We start from the raw sequence: 23,398 nt of genomic DNA, 5'->3' as shown, positions 1-23,398 counted from the left end.
GGCCGGGGCCGGGGTCTTCGGCGCGGACGCCCACTCCGCGGGCCCCGACCGCGTCGTCGCCTTCCGCGGGCCGCACCAGGCCGGAATCACCACCGCCGCACAGGATCGCCTGCACTTCGCGGCCTTCGACGTGATCACCAACTCCCGCGACGAGCTGATTGATCTGCTGCGTCGCTGGACCGCCGCGGCCGAGCGCATGACCCGTGGCGAGGAGGCCGTCGCCGACGGCGCCTACAACTACGGCGCGCACCGCCCGCCCGCCGATACCGGTGAGGCCCTTGGCCTTTCGCCCGCCTCACTGACGTTGACCATCGGCTTCGGACCCGGCCTGTTCGGGCCCACCGCGGACAATCCCACCCGCCCCGACCGATTCGGCCTCGCGCAGCGCAAACCCGCCGCGCTGGCCGATCTGCCGGTCTTCGCCAAGGACGCGATCGAACCCTCGCGCAGCTACGGCGATATCTGCGTCCAGGCGTGCTCGGACGATCCGCAGGTCGCGGTACACGCGATCCGCAACCTGTCGCGCATGGGCTTCGGCGTGGTCTCGGTGCGCTGGTCGCAGCTCGGCTTCGGACGTACCTCGAGCACCACCCAGACCCAGGCCACGCCGCGAAACATGTTCGGGTTCAAGGACGGAACCAACAACCTCAAGGCCGAGTCGACCGAGCTGCTGGATCGCTGGGTGTGGGTGCGTGACGGCGACGACCGGCCCGAGGCGGCCTGGATGACCGGCGGCAGCTATCTGGTGGCCCGGCGTATTCGCATGGATATCGAGCCGTGGGATCGCGCCTCACTGGCCGAACAGGAAGATATCATCGGGCGCACCAAGCACGAGGGCGCGCCGCTGGGTCAGGACACCGAATTCGACGCCCCCGACTTCCACATCACCTCCGGGCACAGTCCGGTGATCCCCGCGACCGCCCATGTCCGCCTGGCCCATCCGGACAATCTCGGCGGTGTACAGCTGCTGCGCCGCGGCTACAACTTCACCGACGGCTCCGACGGTTTCGGCCATCTCGACGCCGGATTGTTCTTCATCGCCTACTGCCGCAACCCGCACAACCAGTTCGTACCCATGCAGCGCGCGCTGGCGAACAAGGACGCGATGATGGAGTACATCACCCACACCGGCTCGGCCCTGTTCGCCTGCCCGCCGGGCCTGGCCGAGGGCGAATGGTGGGGTCAGCACCTGTTCGACGTCAGTCCCGCACGGTGACCTCGGCCTTGGTGACCCCGCCGTTGGGGCACCAGGCCGATACCGTGTAGTGGCCCGCGCGGACATTGTCGACGAACAGATTGCCCGAGGCGGGCACCGGCAGACTGACCGTCTGCGGCGTACCGAAATACGGGTCGACCCGGCAATTCTGGGGACGGTCGCCGCTGTTGGGCTGCACGGTCACCACCATCCAGTGCCTACCCGCCGCGACGTCCACGCTCGGCGGTTCCACGGCCTGGGCGACCCCCGCCGCGATCATCGGAACCGCCAGCATCACACCGACACCGCTGAGCATTCGCACCATATTCATACCTGTCACCATGCCGACCGGCCCCGGGGCGCGGCCATCCGGCAATTGATTCGGCTTGCACAGCACGCGGACGGTGTGCCGATCTCGATCGACCCCGAAACCCTCAGGGACACAGCTCGACCCGGGGCATCGCGCCGAACAGATCCCGCCATGCGGACTCGTCGATATGCGGCGGCAGGGTTTCGCACAGTTCGGCGGCGACGGTGTCGGGATCGGTGAACCATCGCACCGAGGCCTTGTCGCCGATGCCGAACAGGCGGTCCTCGGCGCGCGGGTCGAAACGCACGAACCACGTCCAGCCGATCGGTGCGGCCAGCGGTTCACCGAGCGAGGTCGGATGCGCGGGATCGGTGATATCCCACAGGCGGGCGGTCTGATCGTCGCCGCCGGTGGCCAGCCGGTGCCCGGAGGCGTCGATGTCGAGGGTGCGGATGGCGGCGGGATGCGCACGCACGGAACCGATTTCGTGCGCGTGGGCCGGATCGGCGACATCGTAGACGTGGATGGCGCCGGTGTCCTCGGCGCTGAACAACGTCTTACCGTCCGGGGCGAAGCGCAGCGCCAGCACCGTGGATCCCTTGGTGTCCAGCGAGATTCGCGGCGCGGACCGGACCGGATCGGACAGATCCCAGATGTGGATACGCGACGCGTCGTCGGCCGCCGCGACCACCGAACCGCCCGTTGTCAGCGCGGCGGCGCGCAGGTCGCGATCCGATCCGATCAGCCGCGCGCCGACCGGACGCACGGCGGCCGCATCGGAGACATCCCACAACCGCAGCGACCGCCCGTCGACGCCGGTGAGCAGCCGAGAACCGTTGGGGCCGAAGACGACCGGCGCGGTGAGCCGGTCGGGTGAGGACAGGTTCAGCGCGGCGGGCCGGGCCGGATCGGCCAGACTCCACAGCCGCACCGCGGTTCCGTCGCTGGTGGCCAGCATCGCGTGATCGGGTCGCAGCGCCACCTCCACGCCCTGACGACTCGGCGGTCCCGCGATCAACTCGCCCAGGAAGCGACTGCGGGGCGGATCGGTGATGTCCCACAATCCGACACGGCCGTCGTGGCGTCCGTCGGCCAGGAGTTCGCCGTCCCGGTCGAATCCCACGGAACTGAGCGTGCCGTCGAACGCGATGGGCACCGAGGCGATGGCCGTACCCCACACCCGCAGCCGCCCGTCCGAACCCGCCGTCACCATCTGGGTATCGGAGGTCACCACCAGCGCGCGCACCGAATCGCTGTTGTCGTGGACCTCCCAGCCCGCCGGGGAGACACGATCGGTGCGGCGGGTGTCCCAGACCCGCATGGTGCCGTCCACGCTCGCCGCGATCAGGAAGCCGCCGCCGAGCGCGAACGACAAGCCCGCCACCGGAACTCGACGGTCGTCGAGCCGATCGATCAGTCGGGCCGCGGCCGGATCGTGGACATCCCACACCTGGATCGATCCGTCGGCGGTTCCGGCCGCCAACCGGCCGCCGGGACCGTAGGCCAGGGCCTGCAGCGCGCCGGGCACCTCGATCGCGCTACCGATCGGCGTCGGATGCGCGGGGTCGGCGACCGACCACAGTCGCACGGTCCGGTCGTCGCCGCCGCTGGCCAGCACCGGCGCGTCGGGCGCGAGCGCCAGCACCCGCACCGGATCGACGCCCGCCGCGACGGCGGGTCCGAGCCGGTTGATCGCCTGCGGCGCGAGCACATCCAGAAACGAGACGCTGCCGTCGACGCCGCCCACGGCCAGGGTGTGCCCGTCGGGCAGATAGACCAGGGTCGTGGCGGGCGTGCCGAGATCGAACGAGCCGATCTGCCGGGCGGCCGCGACATCCCACAGCCGCAGGATCCCGTCGTCACCGGCGGCCGCGAGCGCGCCGCCGCCGGGTGCGAAGGCCACCGATTCGACACCGCCGCACCGGCATTCCAGTGGTTGCCCGTGTCCGGTGAGCGGTTGCCGATCGGTCAGATTCCACAGCCGCACCGCCCCGTCGGCCCCGGCGCTGGCCACCAGATGCCGATCGGTGTCGGCGGCCACCGCGAGCACCGGACCGGAATGCCGTGCCGTGGACACCATCTCCTGCGGCAGCGTCTGGGTCGCGAGCAGCCGGGCCCGCGCGTTACCGGCCCGCGGGCTCATCCGGTAGGCGGCCAGCGCCAGCTGCGTGGACAGGCCGGGGTTGTTCTGTTCGACGCGTTGGGATTCGGCGAGCAACGCGTCGACCCGGGCGTCCTGACGTTCCCTCGACACCGTCAGGTGCTGGGTGACCACGGCGATCGCGAGGACGACCGCCGCCACCGTGCTCACCGCGACCACCGCCCAGCGGGCTCGCCGTCGCCGCACGAGCCTGCGCTGACGCGACAGCGATTCGGCGACGAACTGGCGGGCGAGCCGATTGGAGGTCTCGGTGTGCCGCAACACATCCACGGCGTCCTCGAGCCGAGTCCGGTTGTACAGCAGCGCGTCCGGTTTGCGCTGGCGCGCCCATTCGCGGGCATCGGTTTCGATGCGCTGGCGTTCGAGAGCGAATTCCTTTTCCTCGGTGAGCCATTCGCACATCCGCGGCCACGCGGTCAGCACCAGATCGGAGACCAGTTCCAGGTCGCCGTCGTACTCGCGGATGGCGCGCTCCTCGATCAGGCGGGTGATGACCGCGCGCATGGCCGCCGGATCGGCGGCCTCGTCGATCAGCAGATGGGCGGGCACCCGGTCGCGCACGACCGCGGTGGGTCCCGCGATCGTCAACGCCACCAGCAGATGCCGGGTCAATTCCTGTTCCTGCGCGTTGAGCAGCGCCCAGATCCGCTCGCAGCCCTTGGCGAAAGCGCCCTCCACACCGCCGATCTCGCGATACGCCTCCACGGTCAGGGTGCGGCCGCGGCGGTTCTCCCAGGTTTTGGCCAACGCGTAGGACAGGGTGCCCAGCCGAACGGTGTTCTGCGGGTCGAGGGCGGCCATATCGCGCAGCAGGACCTCCACGAGGCTGTCCTCGACGCGCAGCCCCACCGCGGAGGCGGGACCGACGATCGCGTCGCGCATCTGCTGTTCGGTCATGGGTTCCAGCACCATCGACCGGTCCCGCATCGCCGACAGCAGCAGCGGATGACGGCCCAGATCGTTGAGGTGGGTCGTATCGATGGCCATGACGACGGTGGTCGGCGCTTCGGCGTGCGGATCGGCCAGGGCCGCGAGTTCGTCGAGGAACCGTTGCCGGGCCTCCGCGCCGAGGCAGCGGGTGAACAGCTGCTCGCCGTGATCCACCAGCAGCAACCGGCGACCGGTCGGCGCGTCGGCCAGCGCGGTGCGCAGGGCGCTGCTCGGATCCTCGCCGGGGGTCATCATGATCGGGACCCGTGATCCGGGCGCGGCCTGCAGTCCGGCCGCCAGCAGCGAGGATTTGCCCACACCCGCGCCACCGAGCAGCAGCACCAGATGCGTGACCTCCTCGGCCTCCACGGCCGAAACCAGTTCGTGCAGTTGCCGTTCCACGGCCTTGCGACCGAAGTACAGATCGCGGTCCTCGGCCCGGTAGGCCAGCAGTCCGCGATAGGGCGGGCGGTCGAGTTCGCTCGGATCCGGTTCGGTGCGCGCGGCCTTCCAGACCGCGTGCCAGCGATCCAGATCCAGCAGCGCGGGATCGATGCGCCGGTTCGCCGCGGGACCGCGGCGGGCCTCCTCGATGAGCACCTGCAATACCGGGCGCACCGATTCGAAGGTGGCCGGGGTGCGATTACCGCGACGCCAGTCGCTGATCCGCTGCGCGGTCACGCGCCCGCCGCCCTCGCCCACGCGCGCGTTGGCGGCCCGAATCACCGATTTCACCGGCAATGCGGCGGCCGCGGCGAACAGTTCGTCCAGTCGTGCGGCGAAGACACCGCGCCCGCCGGCGGCCGGGCCACCGTCGTCGCGGCCGCGCGGGCGACCTGTCGTGCGGATATTCACCGAACCCGTCCTATCGCGTCGGCGCCGGGGGCGCCGCACACGACACCCGCAGGCTTTCGGTCGAACTGTGGAGCACGTCGAGCGAATGCTGAACCGAGGGGGTTACGCGCAGTGCGGGCAGCGCGTGCGCGACGGCCCGGTCGAGTGCCCGCAATGCGTCGTGCAACCGATCGATGGCGGCGATGACCTCGTCGAACGCGTCGTGCACTGCGGTCGAGCCGATCGTATCAGCGATCAATTCCAGGTCGGCCTCGGCGCGTTCGGCGGTGCGGGCCGCCGCCTCGATCCGGCGCTGCACCTCGGCGGCGCTCGTCGTGAAGGTCACGATGAGCGCCGCCACCCGGCGCCGCAGGCTACGCGGCATGAGCTCGCGCGACGGGAATCCCGGACTGCAGGCAGGGTCGGGATCCGGGATCGCCCGTCGAGGACATGCCCGCGAGCCGGGTCCGCCGAAGCCCGCGACCGCGATCCGCGCGGCCCGTGCACGACCGGCGGCTCGGGGTCGCGGTGTCGGCGGCGTTCATATCAGGCGATGGCCGCGCGCCAGGGCCGCACCAGCGCGTCGTAGACGTCCTGGGTGAACCGGCCCTGTCCGACCAGATCACCGAGCACCGCCGCGTTGACGGCCTGATTGACCGCGGTGATCGCGCCGACCGAACCCAGAGAGGCGAGCAGTCCGGCCAGATCCCCCGCGCCCGCGGCCTGGGCGGGCGAGACCGCCTGGCCCGCGACCATGGCCGCGATCTGCAGATTGCGCGAGCGGCCGAACTCCTTGGCGGTCTCGGCGGCGATCCGCTCGGGCTGGGGATCACCGGACTGCTGACCCAGACCACCGAGCAGCGCGGCCAGTCCGCCCAGCCCCGGCATCGCACCGGCTTCGCCGCCGCCGATACGGGCCTGCACCGTCCGCGTGGCCTCGGCATTGAGCCGCTCGCGCTCCTCGGCGGTGAGTTGTCCGGCGCGTTCGACGACGTAGGCGACCTGTCGCCACTGCGGGCCGTACAGGTATTCCAGATGCATTTCGGATTCGGACTGCTGCAGACCGGCGTTGCCGTACATCGATTCGGTGCTCACGATCAGACTCCCTTGTTCAGCTGATTGTTTGCTATCTCGCCGAGCGGTTACGAAACGATGGTCCGAACCCACGCGGCGAGCGTCAACGACGAATCGCGGCACTTCCCCGATAACCACAGCTCAGAGCCCATGGACCGGTTATCCTTCGCGGAATTTCCATGCGCGATCCTTACGGCGCAAGCCCTTGCGCCTCCGCGAAAGTGCGCCAGGTCACAGCTTTCTCGGCTACTCATCGGCAATGAACACTGAGCGCATATGACGCTGAACGGCAAGCGGCGAAACCGTCAAATTCTCACCAACAAAATCCGCGCGGAAAAACACCCGGGACAAGCTGAGCAGCCGGAATACCGAATAGACCGAATTGTCCGCTTGACGGTTCGAATCCGATCCCTGAACTATTTCCGAATGAGTTCCACCCCCGCCTACGCGGAGTTGGCGCGGCAGCTGTGGAGCAGCGGTCCCCAGACGACCACGGTCGCGCCCGCGACCGGGCAGCCGCTGGCCACACTGAGACTGTCCAATCAGGCCGATTTCGCGGTCGCGTTCGATCGTGCGCGCAAGGCCCAGCAGGTATGGGCGACACTGAGTCCGCGCAATCGCGCCGCGCTCGCGCTCACCCTGCACGATCTGATCCTGGGCGACAACAACCTGATCGAGATACTCCAAGCCGAGACCGGCAAACTGCGCGGCGCCGCGGTCGAGGAGTCGCTGACCACCGCGGGCGTCGCCCTGTACTACGCCCGCAACACCTCGGCCTTCCTCAAACCGCGGGCACGCACCGGCGCGATCCCGCTGGCGACCCGGGCCGTGGAACTGCGGCATCCCAAGGGCATCGTCGGCGTCATCTCACCGTGGAGCAGTCCGCTCGCGCACGGGGTGAGCGAGGTGATCCCGGCCCTGCTGGCCGGAAACGCGGTGGTGCACAAGCCCGACACCCAGACCGTGCTCACCACCCTCTACGTCCGTCAACTGCTGATCCGCGCCGGACTGCCCGCCGATCTGTGGCAGGTGGTGGTCGGCGAGCACGACGCGATCGGCGCGGTCATCGCGGGCGCGGACCATATCTGCTTCGCCGGGCCCACCACCATGGGCCGACATGTCGCCGAGGCCGCCGGGCGGCGGCTCATCGACTGCACGCTGGAACTACACGGCAAGAATCCGATGCTGGTCCTCGACGACGCCGATGTGGAGCTGGCCACCACCGGCGCCGTGCGCGCGTGCTTCTCGGCCGGACCGCATCTGTCCACCGAGCGGATCTACCTCGCCGAGCAGATCTTCGACGATTTCGTGCCGCGCTTCATCGCCAAGACCCGCCAGCTCGTCCTCGAAACCCTCACCAACCCCGGCCAACTCGAACGCGTACGCCATCACGTCGACGACGCCCGGCTACGCGGCGCGCGCATCCTGTCCGGCGGCAAGGCCCGACCCGATCTCGGGCCCCTGGTCTACGAGCCCACCATTCTCACCGGCATCACCCCGGCCATGGCCGTCCATCACGAACCCACCTTCGGCCCGGTCGTCTCGATCTACCGCTGCACCGACGACGAGCACGCGGTGACGCTGGCCAATGATTCCGACTACGGCCTCAATGCCTGCATCTGGACCCGCGATCTGCATCGTGGTCGCCACCTGGCGACCCGGATCCAGTGCGGCACAGTCAATATCAACGACGGTTACGCCTCGGCCCAGACCTCCGTCGACGCGCCCGTCGGCGGGATGAAGGCCTCCGGCCACGGCCGCCGCCACGGCGAGCACGGTCTGATCCGCTACACCGACATCCAAACCGTCGCCAGCCGCCACGTGCCGGGTTTCGATCCGCCACCCGGCCTGGGCATGGAACCCAACAGCGAGGTGCTCGCACTCGCCTACCGGCTCATGCAGACCATGCGCCGCAAATAGGAGGAGGCGACGATGCGCAGATCCGCGTCCGGGTGGGGATGCACGCTGGCGGCGACCGTGCTGCTGGTCGGATTGCCCGCCCACGCGGACGATCCGATCGTCCCGCCGTCGGACGGCTGTTTCGTCAACGGCCGACTCGTCCCCGACGGGCCGATCACCCTGTCCGGCAACAGTCGGCTGGAATGCCGCGGCGACGCCCCGGCCCCCGGCGCCACGATTGTCGCCGAGGGTGGGCACAACGACATCTCGATCCGATTCGCGGGCAATCGCGGCCTGATCCGCCTCGAGGGCCCCGGCAATCGGGTGCTGATCACGGGCTATCCGATCGGCAACGCGGGCGCCGTCATCGGACGATCCACCGACGACATCATCTCCGTCACCGGTATCGGCGATCCGGCCCGCCACATTCGCGGCATCGGCAACAGCGGTGTGATCCAATCCAATTCACCGCGCGTCTCGGCGACCGGCATCGACGGATACGACCGCAGCGGCACCATACCGCGTCCGCCGCAACCGATTCCGGGCATCGACAATACCGGGGTCATCATCTGCCCACCCGGCCTACGCTAGTCCTCGGTCAGCCGCGCCCGCCAAGAGTCGAGTTCGGCGGTGGTATCGCGCACATCGGGATGCTGCGGGCCCAGCGCCCTGGTCTGATCGGCCAGCAGACCGGTGAGATCATCGACCGCCACGGCCACCGCACCGGACGCGCCGCGCACACGCGCCAGGTCGTAGCGCGTACGCAGGGTCGCGGCGTGCTCGCGGCGGCACCGATCACGGGCGAGCGCAGGACGACAGCTGGCGGCGGTTCCGGGACGCCGATCGCGGTCCGAAACTGGAGTTCCGGCTCACCGGCGCACAGCATCACTCGTTCTGTGACAACCAGCTGATCGTTCCCGTCCTCACCGCCGCGGGAATCGTCCCGGCCGATCTCGCCGCCGAGCTGGTCGGCGACATCGACCCCCGGGCCTCGATCGATCTGCAGCGCGGCTGTCTGCGCGGCTTCTTCGACACGATCTTCGGCCGCCTCGGCGATCTCGCCCAGTCACCCGCCACGCTGCTGCATCCGCAGCTCGTCCCGATTCCGTAGCCCGGCCCCGGTTGTTCGCTTGACGATCACCGCGCCGACACCCGCCGCTGGCAGGTTGGCGGGGTGTCGACCGAAGCAGCGACGGGCCGGGTGCGGTCGGTCGAGCAGTTCCATCGCTGGTGCGAACTCGTGGTCGCCCGACTGCCGTTCGGGCTGGCGCGCCTCATCGCGCCGACCTTTCTCGGATTCGCGCTGATCAACAGCTGCACCTTCGGCATCGATCTGCTGCTTTTGACCCTGCTGCACACCGGACTGCGGCTGCCGGTGCCGATCGCGGTGACCGTGGCCTACGCGTGCGCGTTCGCGCTGAGTTATCTGGCCAACCGGACGTTGAACTTTCGTTCGCACGCCGCGGTGGGCCCGCAGGTCGCGGTGTACGTGGTGGTCGTGGTGGTGAACTATCTGGCCTTCATCCTGGGCGTGTCGACCGTACTGTCCGCGCTCGGCGTCGACTATCGCCTCGCCCGGATCGTCGCCGGAGGTTGTGAGGCCGTGTATATGTACTGCGCCATGCGCTGGGTGGTGTTCCGCAACGCCGAATGACGCGAATGCGACACTTCGGCGATGCAGTTCCCGCAGGAGTTTCTCGATATCGCCCGGCGCGTCAACAATTGGGGCCGTTGGGGTTCCGCCGATGAGCTCGGCACCCTCAACCTCGTCACCGACGAGGTGGTGCGCGCCGCGGCCGCCACGGTACGCACCGGTCACCGCGTGGCGCTGGCCGTACCGCTGCGCCAGCACGGGATCCAGACCGGACTGGCACCGGGCCGGACCGATCCGCTGCACACCATGGTCGCGTTGAACCGGGAGATGTTCGGCCCCAATGGCGTTGCCACCAGCGACGACACCGTGACGATGGGTCTGCAGGCGGGCACCCACTGGGACGCGCTGGCCCACGTCTCCTACAACGGTCGGCTCTACAACGGCCGCCCCGCCGACTCCATCACCGCCCATCGCGGCGCGACCGTCGGTGGAATCGACAAGGCGCCCCATATCGTGTCGCGGGGCGTCCTGCTGGATGTGGCCGCCGCACATGGCGTCGACCGGCTGCCCGCCGACCATGCCGTGACACCCGAGGATCTCGACGCCGCAGCGCTGTTCGGCGAGGTCCGGGTACGCGCGGGCGATATCGTCCTCGTCCGGACCGGACAGCTGGGCCTGTATCTGAACGGCCAGCGCGACCGCTACGCCACACCCTCGCCCGGACTGTCGATCCGGTGCCCGCAGTGGTTCCACGCCCACGATGTCGCCGCGGTCGCCAACGACACGTTCACCTTCGAGATCATCCCGCCGGAGATCGAGAATCTGTGGCTGGCGGTGCACGCGCTGCATCTGGTCGACATGGGCATGCTCCAGGGCCAGAACTGGAATCTCGAGGAGCTGTCCGCGGCGTGCGCGCGGGAGCGGCGCTACGAGTTCCTGCTCTCGGCCACACCGGAACCGTTCGTGGGCGCCACGGGCGCGCCGGTCGCGCCGGTCGCGATCTTCTGAGCGCGGCAACGCCGTCGCCCCTGCGCGCCGACACCTCGAGTGCGATTTAGAATCGAGACGTGCGACGGTCCGCAGTGGTACAGCACCCACGGGGTTTGGAGCCGCACGACCACTTATGCTGGACATTCGACCAGTACGACGAATTCCATTCCCGCGCAGGCGAATTTCTCCGCGAGGGCCTGTCCCACGGCCAGCAGGTCTGGTATGTCGCCGCGGGTGAGCCGCAAACGCTGGCCGGACATCTGCGCCACGTCGACGGCTGGGACGCCGCGGTCGCCGACCGCGCCGCCCGAATCGTCCCCTTGGCCACCGCGTACGCGAGCGCGCCCATCGTCGATCCGCACGCGCAGGTGCACGCCTTCGCCGCGGCGGCCGGGCGCGCCCGCGCGGCCGGATTCACCGGATTGCGGGTGGCGGCGGATTGCACGCCGCTGGTCGCCACCGACCGGCACGCCGCGGCCTTCGCCCGCTACGAACATCTCGTCGACCATTTGATGACCACCCAGCCGATCACCGGAATGTGCGCCTATCACCGCGGCCGGGTCGCACCGCGCACCCTCGCGCGCCTGAGCTGCCTGCATCCGAATACCAACACCCCCGGCGGTTTCCGTCTGTTCGCCGGGACCGACGGCGCCGCAGCCCTGGCCGGTGAACTCGATATCGCCACCCTCACCCCGCTCGAGGACGCCCTCGCCGACGCCGACCCACGACCCGTCGACGGACAGTTGACGATCGATGCGACCGAGGTCGGATTCCTCGATCACACCACGCTGCTGCGCCTGGCCGACCACGCCGCCCGCCACCACGCGACCCTGCTGCTGCGCACCCGCTGGCGGGGTGCGGCCCGCCTGGTGGATCTGCTCGAGCTGTCCGGGGTGCGCGTGGAGGTCGCTGCGTGACCGGGGCCGCCGCCGCCCCGGCCGAATTCGCCCATCCCGCACTGTTCTACGGCAATGACGAGGAATACCTCGCCGGACTCGTTCCCTTCGTCACCGACGGTCTGGCCCTGGACCAGCCGGTCGCCGCCGCCGTTCCGCACGCCCGGCTGACGGCGCTGGCCGACGCGCTGGGCGCGGATGCCGCCCAGGTGACCCTGATCGATATGAACGAGGCCGGGCGCAATCCGGGCCGCATCATCGCCGCGGTACTGCACCGGTTCGCCGACACCTACCCCGATCGGCACGTCCGCATCATCGCCGAGGCGATCTGGGTGGGCCGCAGCGATATCGAGTATCCGGCCTGTGTCCAGCACGAGGCGCTGGTCAATCCGTCGTTCCTCGGCCGCGCCGGCACCATCGTCTGTCCGTACGACATCACCCATCTCGCCCCGGCGGTCCTGGCCGACGCGCGCACCACCCATCCGCTGCTGTGGGAGGCCGCGGCCCGCTATCCCAGCGATCACTACGCCCCCGACGACATCATCGATCGCTACAACCAACCGTTCCCGGCCGGAGTCGACGCCGCCGAAATCCTCGTCGACTCCCCCGCCGACGTCCCGATCGCCCGGCACACCGCCACCGCGCACGCCCTGCGCCTGGGCCTGTCCGAGGACCGGATCCCCGATTTCGAACTCATCGTCACCGAATTGATCACCAACAGCATCGAACACGCGAAAAGTCCGTGCAGCCTGAGTATTTGGCGGCACACCGACTATCTGGCCTGCGAGGTGCGCGATACCGGGCACATCACCGATCCCCTCGCCGGACGTCGCCCGGCCACCCCGGGTCAGTTCCGGGGGCGCGGCCTGCTGCTGGTGCATCAGCTCGCCGATCTGGTCCGCACCCACACCGGCCCGACCGGCACCAGCCAGTACGCGCTGCTGCGGCTGAGTGGCCCGGATCAGTTCTGAACATCCTGCGGCGCGGGCGTTTCCACCGCAACCGCCCGCAGCGTCTCGGCCAGCCGCGCGGCCGCGGGCGGCACGGGCCCCGGCAGGCGCGCCAGGAGCAGACGGCGTTGTTCGGCGGGACCACCGTGCACCGGCAGCACCCGTACGCCGGGCGGGCAGGCCGCGGTCAGACCGACCGGGATGGTGGTGATACCGCAGCCCGCGGCGACCAGATGCAGCTTCGCAAGCCAATCACGCACGGTGTGAACGATATTCGGGCGTTCGTCCACCCCCGGCCAGACGCCCATGGCGGGGTCGCCGCCCGGGCCCGCTATCCACGGCTGGCCGCGCAGGTCGGCGATATCGATATGATCGCCGCGGGCCAGCGGATGCTCGGCCGGGACGGCGATATGCAGGGTCCGCTCGGTGAGGATGCGCACCTGCAGCGCAGGGGTTTCCGCGTCCAGCGGTCGATAGGGCGGCGCGGAGGCGACCAGCGCGAGGTCGACCGTGCCCGCGCGCAGCGCGCGAACGAGCGCCGGGGTGGAGCCCTCCCGCCCGAGTACGGTGATGCCGGGGTGGGTGCGGCCCAAGCGCCGCAGCGCCGCCGGGACCAGTCCGACTCCGGCGCTGGCGAACCAACCCAGCCGCACGGTCGCGCGATCGTCCGGCAGGCCTGCCAATTCCCTTGCCGTGGCGTCGATCTGATCGATCACCGCCGCGGCGCGCCGGGCCACGATCCGTCCCGCCGGGGTCAGGCGCACCCCGTCGTGTCGCCGCTGCAGCAGGGGCGCGCCCGCGGACCGCTCGAGCGCCGCGATCTGCCGCGACACCGCGGACTGGGTGTAACCCAGGGCAGTGGCCGCGGCGGTGAGCGTACCGCGCTCGGCCACCTCGCGGAACACCCGCAGCGCGGTCAGCGAGGCGTCACTGAAGGTCATGACTATTACGCATACCATGCCTGAGCATTTCTCGCTTCACACATAACCGTCAGACTCCTAGCGTTCAGATATGACCTTGAAACACAGCACGACCAGAGTCGCCGTCGTCACCGGCGCCACCCAGGGGCTGGGGCTGGCGCTGGTCGAAGGACTCGCCCAGCGCATGACGCCGCGGGACGTCGTCTACCTCACCGGCCGCGATCTGCGCCGGGTCACCGAGGCGGTGGCGGCCGTGCCCGCCGGTGGCGCGCGGGTGCGCGGGGAGATACTCGACGTCGCCGATCCAACCGCCGCCGAACGTCTTGCCGCGGAGCTGAATTCGCGTCACGGCGGGGTGGATGTGGTCTTCGGCAATGCCGTCATGCGCGTGGGGCCCGACGACGATCCGCGCCGGATCGTGCGAGACTACGTCGAGGTCAACAACTTCGGCACCACGCGCCTGCTCCGCGCGTTCGCACCCGTGCTGCGCGACGGCGCGCGCCTGTTCGTGGTCGCCAGTTCACTGGGCAGGCTGCATCATCTGGCGCCGGTGCTGCACAACCGCTTCGACGGCCTGACCACACTCGACGAGGTCGACGCGCAGATCGCCGCCTGGCGCGACGCGGTCGCCGACGGCAGCGCCCGCGCCGGGGCCTGGCCCGGTTTCGTCAATATCCCCTCCAAGATCGGGCAGGTCGCGGCCGTACGCGCCCTCGCCGCGCAGCGCCGCGAAAGCGACCTCGCCCGAGGCATTCTCATCGCCGCGCTATGCCCCGGCATGATGAACACCCCGACCTCGGGCCTGTGGTGGGACGTCTCGGCCGCGCCCACTCCCGCCGAAGCCGCCGTCGCCCTGCTCGATCTCGCGCTCGACTTCGTCGACCCGGCGCACTACGGCCAGCTCGTGCGCGGCGGTGAGGTGCTGGCTTGGTCCCCGGATGCGGAGAAGTGAGGCGATTCAGAGGGTGCGTGAGCTGTTCGCCGAACCCGATCCGCGCCGCCGACGCGCGCTCTACACCGCTCATATGCGCGCGATGTCGGAGCGGTACATGGGACTGCTCGACGTCATGCGCGTCACCGCGGCGGTCGATCCCGAGGTCGGCGCGTTCCTCGCCGCCGCCGAACAGGCCGCTACGACGGCCCCCGGCACACCACCCCGGGACTCGCGGTCCGGCGCGCGCTCGAATCCGGCCGGTGCGCCGAACGCGCCGCCGACATCATGTACGCGTTGACCACCTATGATGTCTATCGCTCATTGATCGTCGACCGAGGGTGGTCCGGCGCCGACGCCGAGGGCTGGATCGCCGAAACCCTCAGCACGGCGCGCCTTCCGAGCCCTGAGACGATCCGATTCGCCGAACCACTGCCGACCGACCGGTTTCTTGCTATTTTCGGACAGTATGTTCTCCAGGGGCCGGGAGTCGCTCGGTGCTGGGACAATCGTTTACCCGTTCAACAGATCCGAGCGAAAGGGCTCAGCGTGTCATCTCGAACCGCGCGATCACTGAGAAGAGTCTGTTCGCTTGCCACCGCCGCGGTGGCGGTGGCGGCCGGAGTGCTGTGCACCACCGGCGCGCCGCGCGCGAGCGCCGCGCCCGGCGACTGTCCGGATCTGAATGTGGTGGCGGTGCCCGGAACCTGGGAAACCTCCCGCGACGATCCGCGCCAGGGCATGCTGTCGCTGGTCACCCGCGGCCTGCCCGGCACGGTGCACACCGACTACATCAGCTATGCCGCGACCGCCCTGCCGTGGGAGGGCGAGGTCTACGGCATGTCCAAGCGGGAGGCCGTCACCAATGCCCGCGCCGCCATCGCCGCGACCGCGGCCCGCTGCGGCGCAACGCGTTTCGCGCTGCTCGGCTACAGCCAGGGCGCGGACGCGGCCGGTGATGTGGCCGCCGAGATCGGCACCGGACTCGGCGTGGTATCGCCGGACCGGGTGGTCGCGGTCGGCCTGCTGTCGGATCCGCGCCGCTCCCCCACCGACGCGCTGGTGGGCCCGCCGGTGCCGGGCATCGGCGCGGGCGGACCGCGCATCGGAGGCTTCGGCTGGCTCGGCCCGAAGGTCCGGACCTTCTGCGCCGCGGGCGATCTCTACTGCTCGGTGCCCACCGACGATCTGGCCGGCCGCTTCGCCGGATTCGCCACCCAGCTCTCCGCGCCCGATCCGCTGCAGATCGGCAACTATGTGCAGACCCTGAATTCCATTCTCGGCGAGGCCCTGATCCCCGGCGGCACGGCCATCCTCAACGCCCCCGCCAACGATCCGGCCAGTGAACAGTGGCAGCGACAGGTCCAGGACTTCCTGGAATCCGGTGCCCACCAGTCCTATCCGCACTACGTCGTGGACGCCAACGGCACCACCGCCACCGCCTGGCTGCACAACTGGCTCGGCGATATCGCGGCCCAGCACCCCTGACCCGACAACCGGTATGCCAGCATGGGCGATATGTCGATCTCACCCGCATCCGTCGCCCATATCCGCCTGACCGTGTGCGACATCGACCGTTCACGCGCCTTCTACGAGCGCGTGTTCGGCTGGCCCGTGGTCGACGGAGTGCCGCCGGAGTTCCTGCACGGCGGCGTCCTGTACCGCATGGAATACGGCATGCTCGGCCTGCGCCCGGCCGCCACGGACCGCTTCGACGAAAACCGGGTCGGCCTGGACCATCTCGCGTTGCGCGTGGCATCGCTGGCCGAATTGGAGGCCGCCGCAGCCCATCTCGACGACTGCGGCGTGGCCCACGAGCCGATCAAGGACATCGGAGTGAGCTACATCCTGGAGTTCCGCGATCCGGACAATATCGCCTTGGAACTGGTCGCGGCGAAGTAGGCGCGGTCGCCCTCGCCGCGCGGCCAACTCGGCAGGGGTGGATCTGCGAACCTCGACCGGCGTCGAACAGCCCTACGCCACCGGCCGTCATCACCACCGCGCCGGTGCGCTCCGCGGCCGGGCAGGAGGGCGCGGCGCATCTGCTCGAGGCGCACGCGCGCTGGGAACGCCCGAACGGACCCGGTGAGGCGGTGATCGATGTGCGCGGCTCCGAGCAACCGGGTGACCGGACCACGCTGTGGCTGGGCCCCGACGGTCGCCCCACCACGCCACCACTGACCCATGACGTCGCCGTCGTGCAGGGCATCGGCGTCGGGCTGCTCATCGTTCTCGCGGCGGCCGCGGATGCGGGTGTGATCGTCTGGGCCACCGGCCGATGGCTCGATCGCCGCCGGGCCGCCGCCTGGGATCACGAGTGGCGGCTCGTCAGTCCCGCGCTGGGCCGGGACAAGCAGTAATTCCGCGGGGCGTAACAATCGCGGGCACAGGGCGATTCGGGTGGTGAATCATCCATTGCACAGGGGGCAGACAATGACGTGGCGCGCGGCCGACCGAGACAGCCGGCGGCCGCGGCGGCTGGGGTGGGTGCGGATGGTCGCGGGGGTCTTAGCGGCGATCGCATTGGTGATCATGGCGGTGCTGGTTCTGCAACGGCCGATCCCCGATCAGGGCCCGCGCCCGGCCTTCGATCCGGTGGTGCGCCTGCCCGCGGTGCTGACGCCGACGAAATCGCCCGTACCCGAACCACCGTCACCGCTGTAGGCGTGGCGGCGTACCGATCAGCCGTGATAGCGCCGGTAGACGCGGGCCGCGCCCGCGTGCAGGGGGATGCCGTCGGTGCCGATCAGCGAGCGGACGTCGAGGAATTGGGTGCCCGCGGCCACGGCCGGGACCAGGCGGTCGGCGCGGGTGATGAGCAGTTCGGTCAGGGCGTCGGCCAGTTCGGTGGGTAGGGACGTGGTGGTGACCAGAAGATTGGCCACGCCGATGGTGCGCACGGCGGCGGTGCCGGGATAGGCGTCGGCCGGAATGACGACACGGTCGTAGAGGTAGCCGAACCGGTCGCGCATGGGCTGGGCGAGCGCACCCATATCGATCAGCCGCAGGGCGCGCGGGACGTCGAGGATTCCGGTGGGGACTCCGCCCGCCCACAGCAGGGCGTCGGCGGCATCGGCGGCGATCGCGGCCACCGCGTCGCGCAGGGCCAGATGGGTGACGGTGACATCGCTGCCGGGATTCAGATCGGCCGCGCGCAACAGCCGTTCGCCGGTGAGCGTGGCCCCGGATCCCGGCGCGCCCAGGCTGATTCGCGCGCCCCGCAGATCGGCGACCTCGCCGATGGGTCCGTCCACGCGCACCGCGAGTTGTAGATAGTTCTCGTAGACCCGCCCGATCGCGGCGAGATGGTCGGGCGCGTCCTGCACGGCGTCGGCGAGGGTGAGGGCGGCGTCGACCTTGCCGCGGGTGAGCATTTCGAGATTGGCCAGCGAACCCATCGTGGTGACCGGTTCGATCCGCAGGGTTCCGGCCTCGGCCGCCACCGCGGCCAGCAGTGCGGTGAACGCGTGATAGAAGCCGCCGATCTCCCCCGCCGCCAAGCGCACGGTCGGCGGAGTTCCCGGACCGCAGCCGGTGAGCAGCGCCGCACCGAAACCCGTTGCGGCGGTGAGGAATCCGCGACGGCTCGACATCGGACCGAATCGGTTCATCGCGTCGCCGCCGGGAGTTCGATGTCCACGGCCAGTCCGCTCGGACGATTGGGGCGCACGGTCAGTCGCCCCTCGTGCGAACTGGTCAGGGCGGCGGCAATGGGCAGCCCCAGACCCGTGCCGGTCGCCGCGGCGGTGGAGCCTCGGAAGAAGCGGGTGGTGAGCTTGTCCAATTCGTCCTCGGGAACACCGACTCCGTCATCGGCGACGGTCAGCACGACCGTGCCGGAACCGGTGACCGCGCTCAACCGGGTGTGCGCCCCGCTGCCCGCGTAGCGACTGGCATTGCTGAGCACGACATCCAGAATCTGCGCGAGCACCGCGGCGGATACCGCGACATCGGGCGTATGCACCGCATCGGCGCTCAGCCGCAGCCCGGCGCGGTCGAAAGCCGTGTGCCAGGCGTCGATTCGATCGCAGATGACCTGCGCGGGCGCGCAGTGATCCTCGGCGGGGTGCTCGCGCTCGTGGCTGCCCTCGGCGACGGCGAGATTGAGCAGTCCGTCCAGCAGTGCGGTGAGCCGCTCGGCCTCGGTGACGGCGCCCCGGAAGGTCGCCGACGCGTGCTCGGGAATCGCCGGTTGCAGCGAATCCAGGCGAATGGTCAACGCCGCCAGCGGATTACGCATCGCATGCGCGGTATCGGCGACCAATTGCCGTTGCGCGCGTTGGGAATCCAGCACCGCGGCCGCCATCGTATCGACCGATTCGGCGACGGCCAGGATCTCCGGCGGCCCGCCCTGGTGCCGGGTCATGGGGGCCGCGGCCGCGCGCGGGGTGGGCAGTGACGCGGTGAGCGCCGCCACGGCCGTGGACAATTCGTTGAGCGGCCGCAGCACCCACCGCGAGAGCACCAGCGCCAGCGCGGTGAACAACGCCATGGCCGCCAGCGCTCCGCCCGCCACGATGCCCCATGTCCGCACGATGTCGGCGCGGGCGTGCGCGGTCGAGGCATCGATGACCACCGCGCCGTTGACCTGCACCCCGGTGCCGATGGGCCGGGCGATGAGCATTCGCCGCGGCGCCCACGGCAGCAACTGCGCGATCGGGGCCGAGCGCTGATTGCGCCGGGCCGCGGCCAGCGCCGCCTGGATCCGCGGATCGCCCGGATCGACACCGGCATTGACCAGCGCCTGGCCCCGGGCATCGATCACCAGCACCGGTTCACCGTAGAGCTGGTGGTAGCGGCCCACTTCCACCGCGAGCGCATGGGTGTCACCGGTCGTCGCGGCGGCGTCGGCGAGGGTGGCGAACCGATCCGCGTCGCCGGTGCGACCCAATACCAGTTGCTGGGTGCGGCTGGTGGCCGCGATCGAACACAGCGGGGCCGCGAAGGCGAGCACCGCGATCGTGGCGAACACGGTCAGCGCCACCAGCAGTCGTCGCCTCATTCGCCCCAGCGGTATCCGTAACCGCGGATGGTCGTGATCAGGCCCGGCCGATCGAGTTTCTGACGCAACCCCGCCATGTGCACATCGAGCGATCGCGACACCGCCACGAACGCGTCGCCCCAGATCCGATCCATCAGCTGCTGGCGGCTCACCGCCGCGCCCGGACGTTCGACCAGCGCTTCGACGAGTTCGAATTCCTTGGCGGTCAACGCGATCACCGCACCGCCGACCTCGACCCGGCGAGCGGTCAGATCCACGCGCACATCCCAGGTCTCCACGATCTCCTGCGGCGGTTCGGCCGCCGCGGTGGCCCGCCGGGTGACATTCTCCAGCCGCGCCACCAACTCCGCGATACGCGGCGGCTTGATGACGTAATCGTCCGCGCCGCCGCGTAATCCGCGCACGATCGACCGTTCGTCACTGCGGGCGGTGAGTATGACCACCGGCACCGAACTCACCTCGCGCAGCTGCCGCAACACCTGCAATCCGTCGCCGTCGGGCAGCCCGAGATCGAGCAGGATCGCGTCGTAACCGCGATGCGCGATCAACAGGTCCGCGCCGCGGCGCAGGCGCTTGGCCTGGTGCCCGCGCACGCCGAGCGCCTCCACCAGGGCATCACCCACACCGTCGTCGTCCTCGACCACTGCCAACCGCACCGCGCCAAATCTCCAGTTCGTCCGGAATTCGTCCGAGCAGCGATGGTATCGCCCCATCGCTGCCGGTGAGCGAAAACGCCGGTGGGAGGGCTGGTGTGGCGGCCGGATCACCCCCGGGCGCGCGCCGGGTCGGCGGCGGGTGTGCCGATGCGTTCGGTGTCGATCGGCGAGTCGGCGGAGGATTCGCGCATGAACCAGTAGGTCAGCAGCGAGATGAGGATCGCGCCGGAGACGTACCAGAAGAACAGCGATTCGTGTCCGGTCTGCTTCAGCCGCAGCGCGATGGTCTCGGCCGTGCCGCCGAAGATGGCCGCGGTCAGCGCGTACGGCAGACCGACGCCCAGCGCGCGGATCTTCGTGGGGAACAGTTCGGCCTTCACGATGGCATTGATCGAGGTGTAGCCGGTGATGATGATCAGCGCGGTCATCATCAGCGCGAAGGCCGCGATCGGATTCTTGGTGTGGCCGAGCACCGTCATGATCGGGACCGTGAACACCGTGCCCGCGACGCCGAAGAAGATCAGCAGCGGGCGGCGGCCGATCCGGTCGGACAGGGCTCCGGCCAGCGGCTGCACGACCACGAAGACGAGCAGGGCGATGAAGTTGATCCAGGACACCGTGGTTTTGGAGATGCCCGAGGTGTTGATCATGAACTTCTGCATATAGGTCGTGTAGGTGTAGAACGCGATCGTGCCACCGAGAGTCAAACCTATGACCAGCAGGCATTCTCGGGGATACTGCAGCAGCACACGCAGACTGCCGCGGCCCTCCTCGGGCGAGTCCCCGACCACGGACACTTCGCGGGCCTCGGCATCGAACGCGGCCGACTCGTCCATGCTGCGCCGCAGCCACATCACGAGCAGCGCGCCCGCGGCCCCGATCACGAACGCGATCCGCCAGCCCCAGTTGCTCATCTGCGCATCGGTGAGCACGTGCTGCAGCACGATCTGCACCGCCAGCGCCACCAGCTGCCCGCCGACGAGGGTGACGTACTGGAAGCTCGAGTAGTAGCCGCGCTTACCGGCCGTGGCCACCTCGGACAGATACGTTGCGCTGGTGGCGTATTCGCCGCCGACCGACAGACCCTGCAGCAGCCGCGCGATCAGCAGCAGCACCGGCGCGGCCACGCCGATGGTCTGATGGCCGGGCGTGAGCGCGATGAGCAGCGATCCGGCGGCCATGACCGATACCGACAGCGTCAGCGCCGAGCGGCGTCCGAAACGGTCGGCATAGCGGCCCAGCAGCCAGCCGCCGATCGGCCGCATGAGGAACCCGACCGCGAACACCGCCGCCGTGGACAGCAGCTGCGCGGTGGAATCCCCCTTGGGGAAGAAGGTTTTCGCGAAGTAGACGCTGAACGCGGCGTAGACGTACCAGTCGTACCATTCGACGAGATTTCCGATCGAACCGCGCAGTACGTTGGCAACGACACGGCGTTCGCTCACCGGCTGGGCCGAGCTCACAGATCCTCCTTCTCGACGCGCGGCGCACGTCGTTCTCGGATCACTGTGTCGGCCCCCACATTCCTCGCGACAGTCTATGTCCGGTTTTCTAACACTGCCTTAGGACGGTTGGGGCGTCACCGCTTCCAGCTCGTCGGTGGTTTCGGGCACCTCGGTGCCGCGCAGCGACGCACCGGCGGTCTCGCGCAGGAATGTCCACGCGCACAGGCCGATCAGACACGCGCCGACGGTGTAGAAGGCCGGGAACAGATGCCAGCCGGTGGCATCGATGACCCACTGGTTGACCAGCGGCGCGGTACCGCCGAAGGCCGCGGTCGACACGTTGTAGGCCAGCGCGAATCCGGCGTAGCGCACATGGGTGGGGAAGATCGCCGGGAAGGTGGCCGAAATCGTGGACAGCTGCGGCACATACAGCAGGCCCAGCACGACGAATCCCAGGATGGCCCAGCCCATTCCCTGACCCATCAGCCAGTACAGCGGCACCGACAGCACGATCAACCCGATCAGCGACACCAGCCACATCGGACGACGCCCGAACCTGTCCGACAGCCCGCCCGACAGCGGCATCACCACCACCATCGCCAACTGTCCGATCAGCACCATCGCCGTGGTCTGGGTGTTGCTCATGCCGATCGTCTTGTTCAGGTAGGTCGGCATATAGGCCAGCAGCGTGTAGTTGACCACGTTCAGGGCGATGACCAGCCCGCCCAGGGTGAGCAGTTCGCGGCGGTAGTCGACGATCAGTTTCAGCAATCCGCCACTGGGACGGTCGTCCTCGGCGACCTCGGTGAACACCGGCGATTCGTCCAGGCGGCTGCGCAGATACCAGCCGACCAGACCCAGCGGCACGGCCAGCAGGAACGGGATCCGCCAGCCGAAGCTCTGCATCTGATCGTCGGTGAGCAGCAGTTGCAGCAGCAGCACGATCGCCGAACCGCCGACGAAGCCGGTCAGCGTGCCGAATTCCAGGAAGCTGCCGAAGAAGCCGCGGCGGCGATCGTCCACCGACTCGGCGAGATAGGTTGCCGCACCGCCGTATTCGCCGCCGGTGGAAAAGCCCTGGATGACGCGCAGGGTGATCAACAGGATCGGCGCGAGGATCCCCACGCTGGAGTGGCTGGGCAGCACGCCGATCAGTCCGGTCGCGCCGGCCATCAGCAGAATCGTGGTCGCCAGTACGGCTTTGCGCCCGATGCGGTCGCCGAGCGGACCCCACACCATGCCGCCGAGCGGTCGCAACAGGAAGGAGATCGCGAAGCCGAGCAGTGTGCCCAGGGTGCCCAGGTGGCCGGGGAAGAACGCGTCGGTGAGATATCCCGCCGTGGCGGCGTAGGCGCCGTAGTCGTACCACTCGGTGGCGTTGCCCATTGCGGCGGCCGCCACCGAGCGGCGCAATTGGGCTGGCTCCTGATTGTCCACGGCGTATCCCTTCCCTTGCCGACGTGCCGGTCGTACTGCAGACCGACACGATTTGGGCATGTACCCGGGGGGAGCGACGGGCAAACAAGACGCGAATCGGCAGGGGCTGCGGCACGCACATGCCGACGTGCGACGATAGTGTCAATTGTGATTGTGCTCACATTCATGCGTCAG

24 protein-coding genes are annotated in these 23,398 nt (G+C 69.5%); 13 read left to right on the top strand and 11 right to left on the bottom strand.

Annotation, left to right across the window (positions count from 1 at the left end):
• A partial coding sequence (gene efeB, locus NP4_RS35195) for an iron uptake transporter deferrochelatase/peroxidase subunit (protein ID WP_068007218.1) occupies positions 1-1,216 on the top strand: 1,216 nt, incomplete at its 5' end.
• Here the strand turns inward: efeB and NP4_RS35190 are convergent.
• The 4 genes from NP4_RS35190 to NP4_RS35175 form a co-directional block, all read right to left on the bottom strand.
• Positions 1,200-1,526 carry a peptidase associated/transthyretin-like domain-containing protein gene (locus tag NP4_RS35190; protein ID WP_147288051.1) on the bottom strand — a complete coding sequence of 109 codons (327 nt, stop codon included), beginning with the start codon at positions 1,524-1,526 and terminating at the stop codon, positions 1,200-1,202. The genes efeB and NP4_RS35190 overlap by 17 nt on opposite strands.
• A 103-nt stretch (positions 1,527-1,629) precedes the next feature.
• Positions 1,630-5,451 (bottom strand): AAA family ATPase, encoded by a 3,822-nt coding sequence (locus NP4_RS35185; RefSeq protein WP_147288050.1) that lies wholly within the window; start codon positions 5,449-5,451, stop codon positions 1,630-1,632.
• 10 nt (positions 5,452-5,461) lie between these two features.
• Positions 5,462-5,815, bottom strand: coding sequence for a hypothetical protein (locus tag NP4_RS35180; RefSeq protein WP_068007211.1), 354 nt, complete (start codon positions 5,813-5,815; stop codon positions 5,462-5,464).
• 161 nt (positions 5,816-5,976) lie between these two features.
• Positions 5,977-6,525, bottom strand: a complete 549-nt coding sequence (locus NP4_RS35175; RefSeq protein WP_068007208.1) for a hypothetical protein — start codon at positions 6,523-6,525, stop codon at positions 5,977-5,979.
• Between the two features lie 405 nt (positions 6,526-6,930).
• Here NP4_RS35175 and NP4_RS35170 point away from each other — a divergent pair, with 405 nt between their 5' ends.
• Positions 6,931-8,424, top strand: coding sequence for a succinic semialdehyde dehydrogenase (locus NP4_RS35170; RefSeq protein WP_068007205.1), 1,494 nt, complete (start codon positions 6,931-6,933; stop codon positions 8,422-8,424).
• A gap of 12 nt (positions 8,425-8,436) precedes the next feature.
• Positions 8,437-8,994, top strand: coding sequence for a hypothetical protein (locus tag NP4_RS35165; protein WP_114755826.1), 558 nt, complete (start codon positions 8,437-8,439; stop codon positions 8,992-8,994).
• Here the strand turns inward: NP4_RS35165 and NP4_RS41375 are convergent.
• Positions 8,991-9,143, bottom strand: coding sequence for a hypothetical protein (locus NP4_RS41375; protein WP_156524966.1), 153 nt, complete (start codon positions 9,141-9,143; stop codon positions 8,991-8,993). The genes NP4_RS35165 and NP4_RS41375 overlap by 4 nt on opposite strands.
• Positions 9,144-9,577: 434 nt before the next feature.
• Between NP4_RS41375 and NP4_RS35160 the strand changes: the two genes are divergently transcribed.
• Genes NP4_RS35160 through NP4_RS35145 form a run of 4 tightly spaced genes read left to right on the top strand, consistent with a single transcriptional unit; the run spans position 9,578 to position 12,854 of the window.
• Positions 9,578-10,057 (top strand): GtrA family protein, encoded by a 480-nt coding sequence (locus tag NP4_RS35160; protein ID WP_068007199.1) that lies wholly within the window; start codon positions 9,578-9,580, stop codon positions 10,055-10,057.
• 21 nt (positions 10,058-10,078) lie between these two features.
• Positions 10,079-11,005 carry a cyclase family protein gene (locus NP4_RS35155; RefSeq protein WP_068007197.1) on the top strand — a complete coding sequence of 309 codons (927 nt, stop codon included), beginning with the start codon at positions 10,079-10,081 and terminating at the stop codon, positions 11,003-11,005.
• 59 nt (positions 11,006-11,064) lie between these two features.
• Positions 11,065-11,904 (top strand): MEDS and STAS domain-containing protein, encoded by an 840-nt coding sequence (locus NP4_RS35150; RefSeq protein ID WP_068007193.1) that lies wholly within the window; start codon positions 11,065-11,067, stop codon positions 11,902-11,904.
• Complete coding sequence (locus NP4_RS35145; protein WP_068007189.1) at positions 11,901-12,854, top strand: anti-sigma factor RsbA family regulatory protein; 954 nt, start codon at positions 11,901-11,903, stop codon at positions 12,852-12,854. Before NP4_RS35150 ends, NP4_RS35145 begins: the two co-directional genes overlap by 4 nt.
• On the opposite strand, the gene NP4_RS35140 is transcribed toward NP4_RS35145, so the two are convergent.
• Positions 12,845-13,774, bottom strand: coding sequence for a LysR family transcriptional regulator (locus tag NP4_RS35140; protein ID WP_068007186.1), 930 nt, complete (start codon positions 13,772-13,774; stop codon positions 12,845-12,847). The genes NP4_RS35145 and NP4_RS35140 overlap by 10 nt on opposite strands.
• Positions 13,775-13,844: 70 nt before the next feature.
• Between NP4_RS35140 and NP4_RS35135 the strand changes: the two genes are divergently transcribed.
• The 6 genes from NP4_RS35135 (at position 13,845) to NP4_RS35110 (ending at position 17,348) form a co-directional block, all read left to right on the top strand.
• Positions 13,845-14,705, top strand: coding sequence for an SDR family NAD(P)-dependent oxidoreductase (locus tag NP4_RS35135; RefSeq protein WP_068007177.1), 861 nt, complete (start codon positions 13,845-13,847; stop codon positions 14,703-14,705).
• Between the two features lie 13 nt (positions 14,706-14,718).
• Entirely contained in the window at positions 14,719-14,985 is a 267-nt protein-coding gene (locus NP4_RS35130) for a hypothetical protein (protein ID WP_068007172.1), read from the top strand.
• Positions 14,986-15,233: 248 nt separating this feature from the next.
• On the top strand, positions 15,234-16,172 hold the full coding sequence (locus tag NP4_RS35125; protein ID WP_245998365.1) for a cutinase family protein: 939 nt from the start codon (positions 15,234-15,236) through the stop codon (positions 16,170-16,172).
• 30 nt (positions 16,173-16,202) lie between these two features.
• Positions 16,203-16,586, top strand: coding sequence for a VOC family protein (locus tag NP4_RS35120; protein WP_068007254.1), 384 nt, complete (start codon positions 16,203-16,205; stop codon positions 16,584-16,586).
• Positions 16,484-17,044: a hypothetical protein gene (locus tag NP4_RS43600; protein WP_507762159.1), complete on the top strand. Its 561-nt coding sequence runs from the start codon at positions 16,484-16,486 to the stop codon at positions 17,042-17,044. Before NP4_RS35120 ends, NP4_RS43600 begins: the two co-directional genes overlap by 103 nt.
• A 73-nt stretch (positions 17,045-17,117) precedes the next feature.
• Positions 17,118-17,348 (top strand): hypothetical protein, encoded by a 231-nt coding sequence (locus NP4_RS35110; protein ID WP_068007167.1) that lies wholly within the window; start codon positions 17,118-17,120, stop codon positions 17,346-17,348.
• 17 nt (positions 17,349-17,365) lie between these two features.
• Here the strand turns inward: NP4_RS35110 and NP4_RS35105 are convergent, their stop codons facing one another.
• The 5 genes from NP4_RS35105 to NP4_RS35085 all read right to left on the bottom strand — a co-directional run bounded on the left by NP4_RS35105 (position 17,366) and on the right by NP4_RS35085 (position 23,173).
• Positions 17,366-18,295, bottom strand: coding sequence for a TAXI family TRAP transporter solute-binding subunit (locus tag NP4_RS35105; RefSeq protein ID WP_245998364.1), 930 nt, complete (start codon positions 18,293-18,295; stop codon positions 17,366-17,368).
• Positions 18,292-19,686, bottom strand: coding sequence for a sensor histidine kinase (locus tag NP4_RS35100; RefSeq protein ID WP_068007165.1), 1,395 nt, complete (start codon positions 19,684-19,686; stop codon positions 18,292-18,294). Before NP4_RS35100 ends, NP4_RS35105 begins: the two co-directional genes overlap by 4 nt.
• Positions 19,683-20,342, bottom strand: coding sequence for a response regulator transcription factor (locus tag NP4_RS35095; RefSeq protein WP_068007248.1), 660 nt, complete (start codon positions 20,340-20,342; stop codon positions 19,683-19,685). Before NP4_RS35095 ends, NP4_RS35100 begins: the two co-directional genes overlap by 4 nt.
• Positions 20,343-20,449: 107 nt before the next feature.
• Positions 20,450-21,805 (bottom strand): MFS transporter, encoded by a 1,356-nt coding sequence (locus tag NP4_RS35090; protein ID WP_068007162.1) that lies wholly within the window; start codon positions 21,803-21,805, stop codon positions 20,450-20,452.
• Positions 21,806-21,904: 99 nt separating this feature from the next.
• A complete protein-coding gene (locus NP4_RS35085; RefSeq protein WP_068007245.1) occupies positions 21,905-23,173 on the bottom strand; it encodes an MFS transporter in 1,269 nt (422 codons plus the stop codon).
• Between the last annotated feature and the right edge of the window lie 225 nt (positions 23,174-23,398).

This window comes from Nocardia pseudobrasiliensis NBRC 108224 (assembly GCF_001613105.1).
GTDB classification, from domain to species: Bacteria; Actinomycetota; Actinomycetes; order Mycobacteriales; family Mycobacteriaceae; genus Nocardia; species Nocardia pseudobrasiliensis.
Note: the sequence above shows the minus strand (reverse complement) of the source record. Positions and strands in the feature narration are given on the sequence as shown.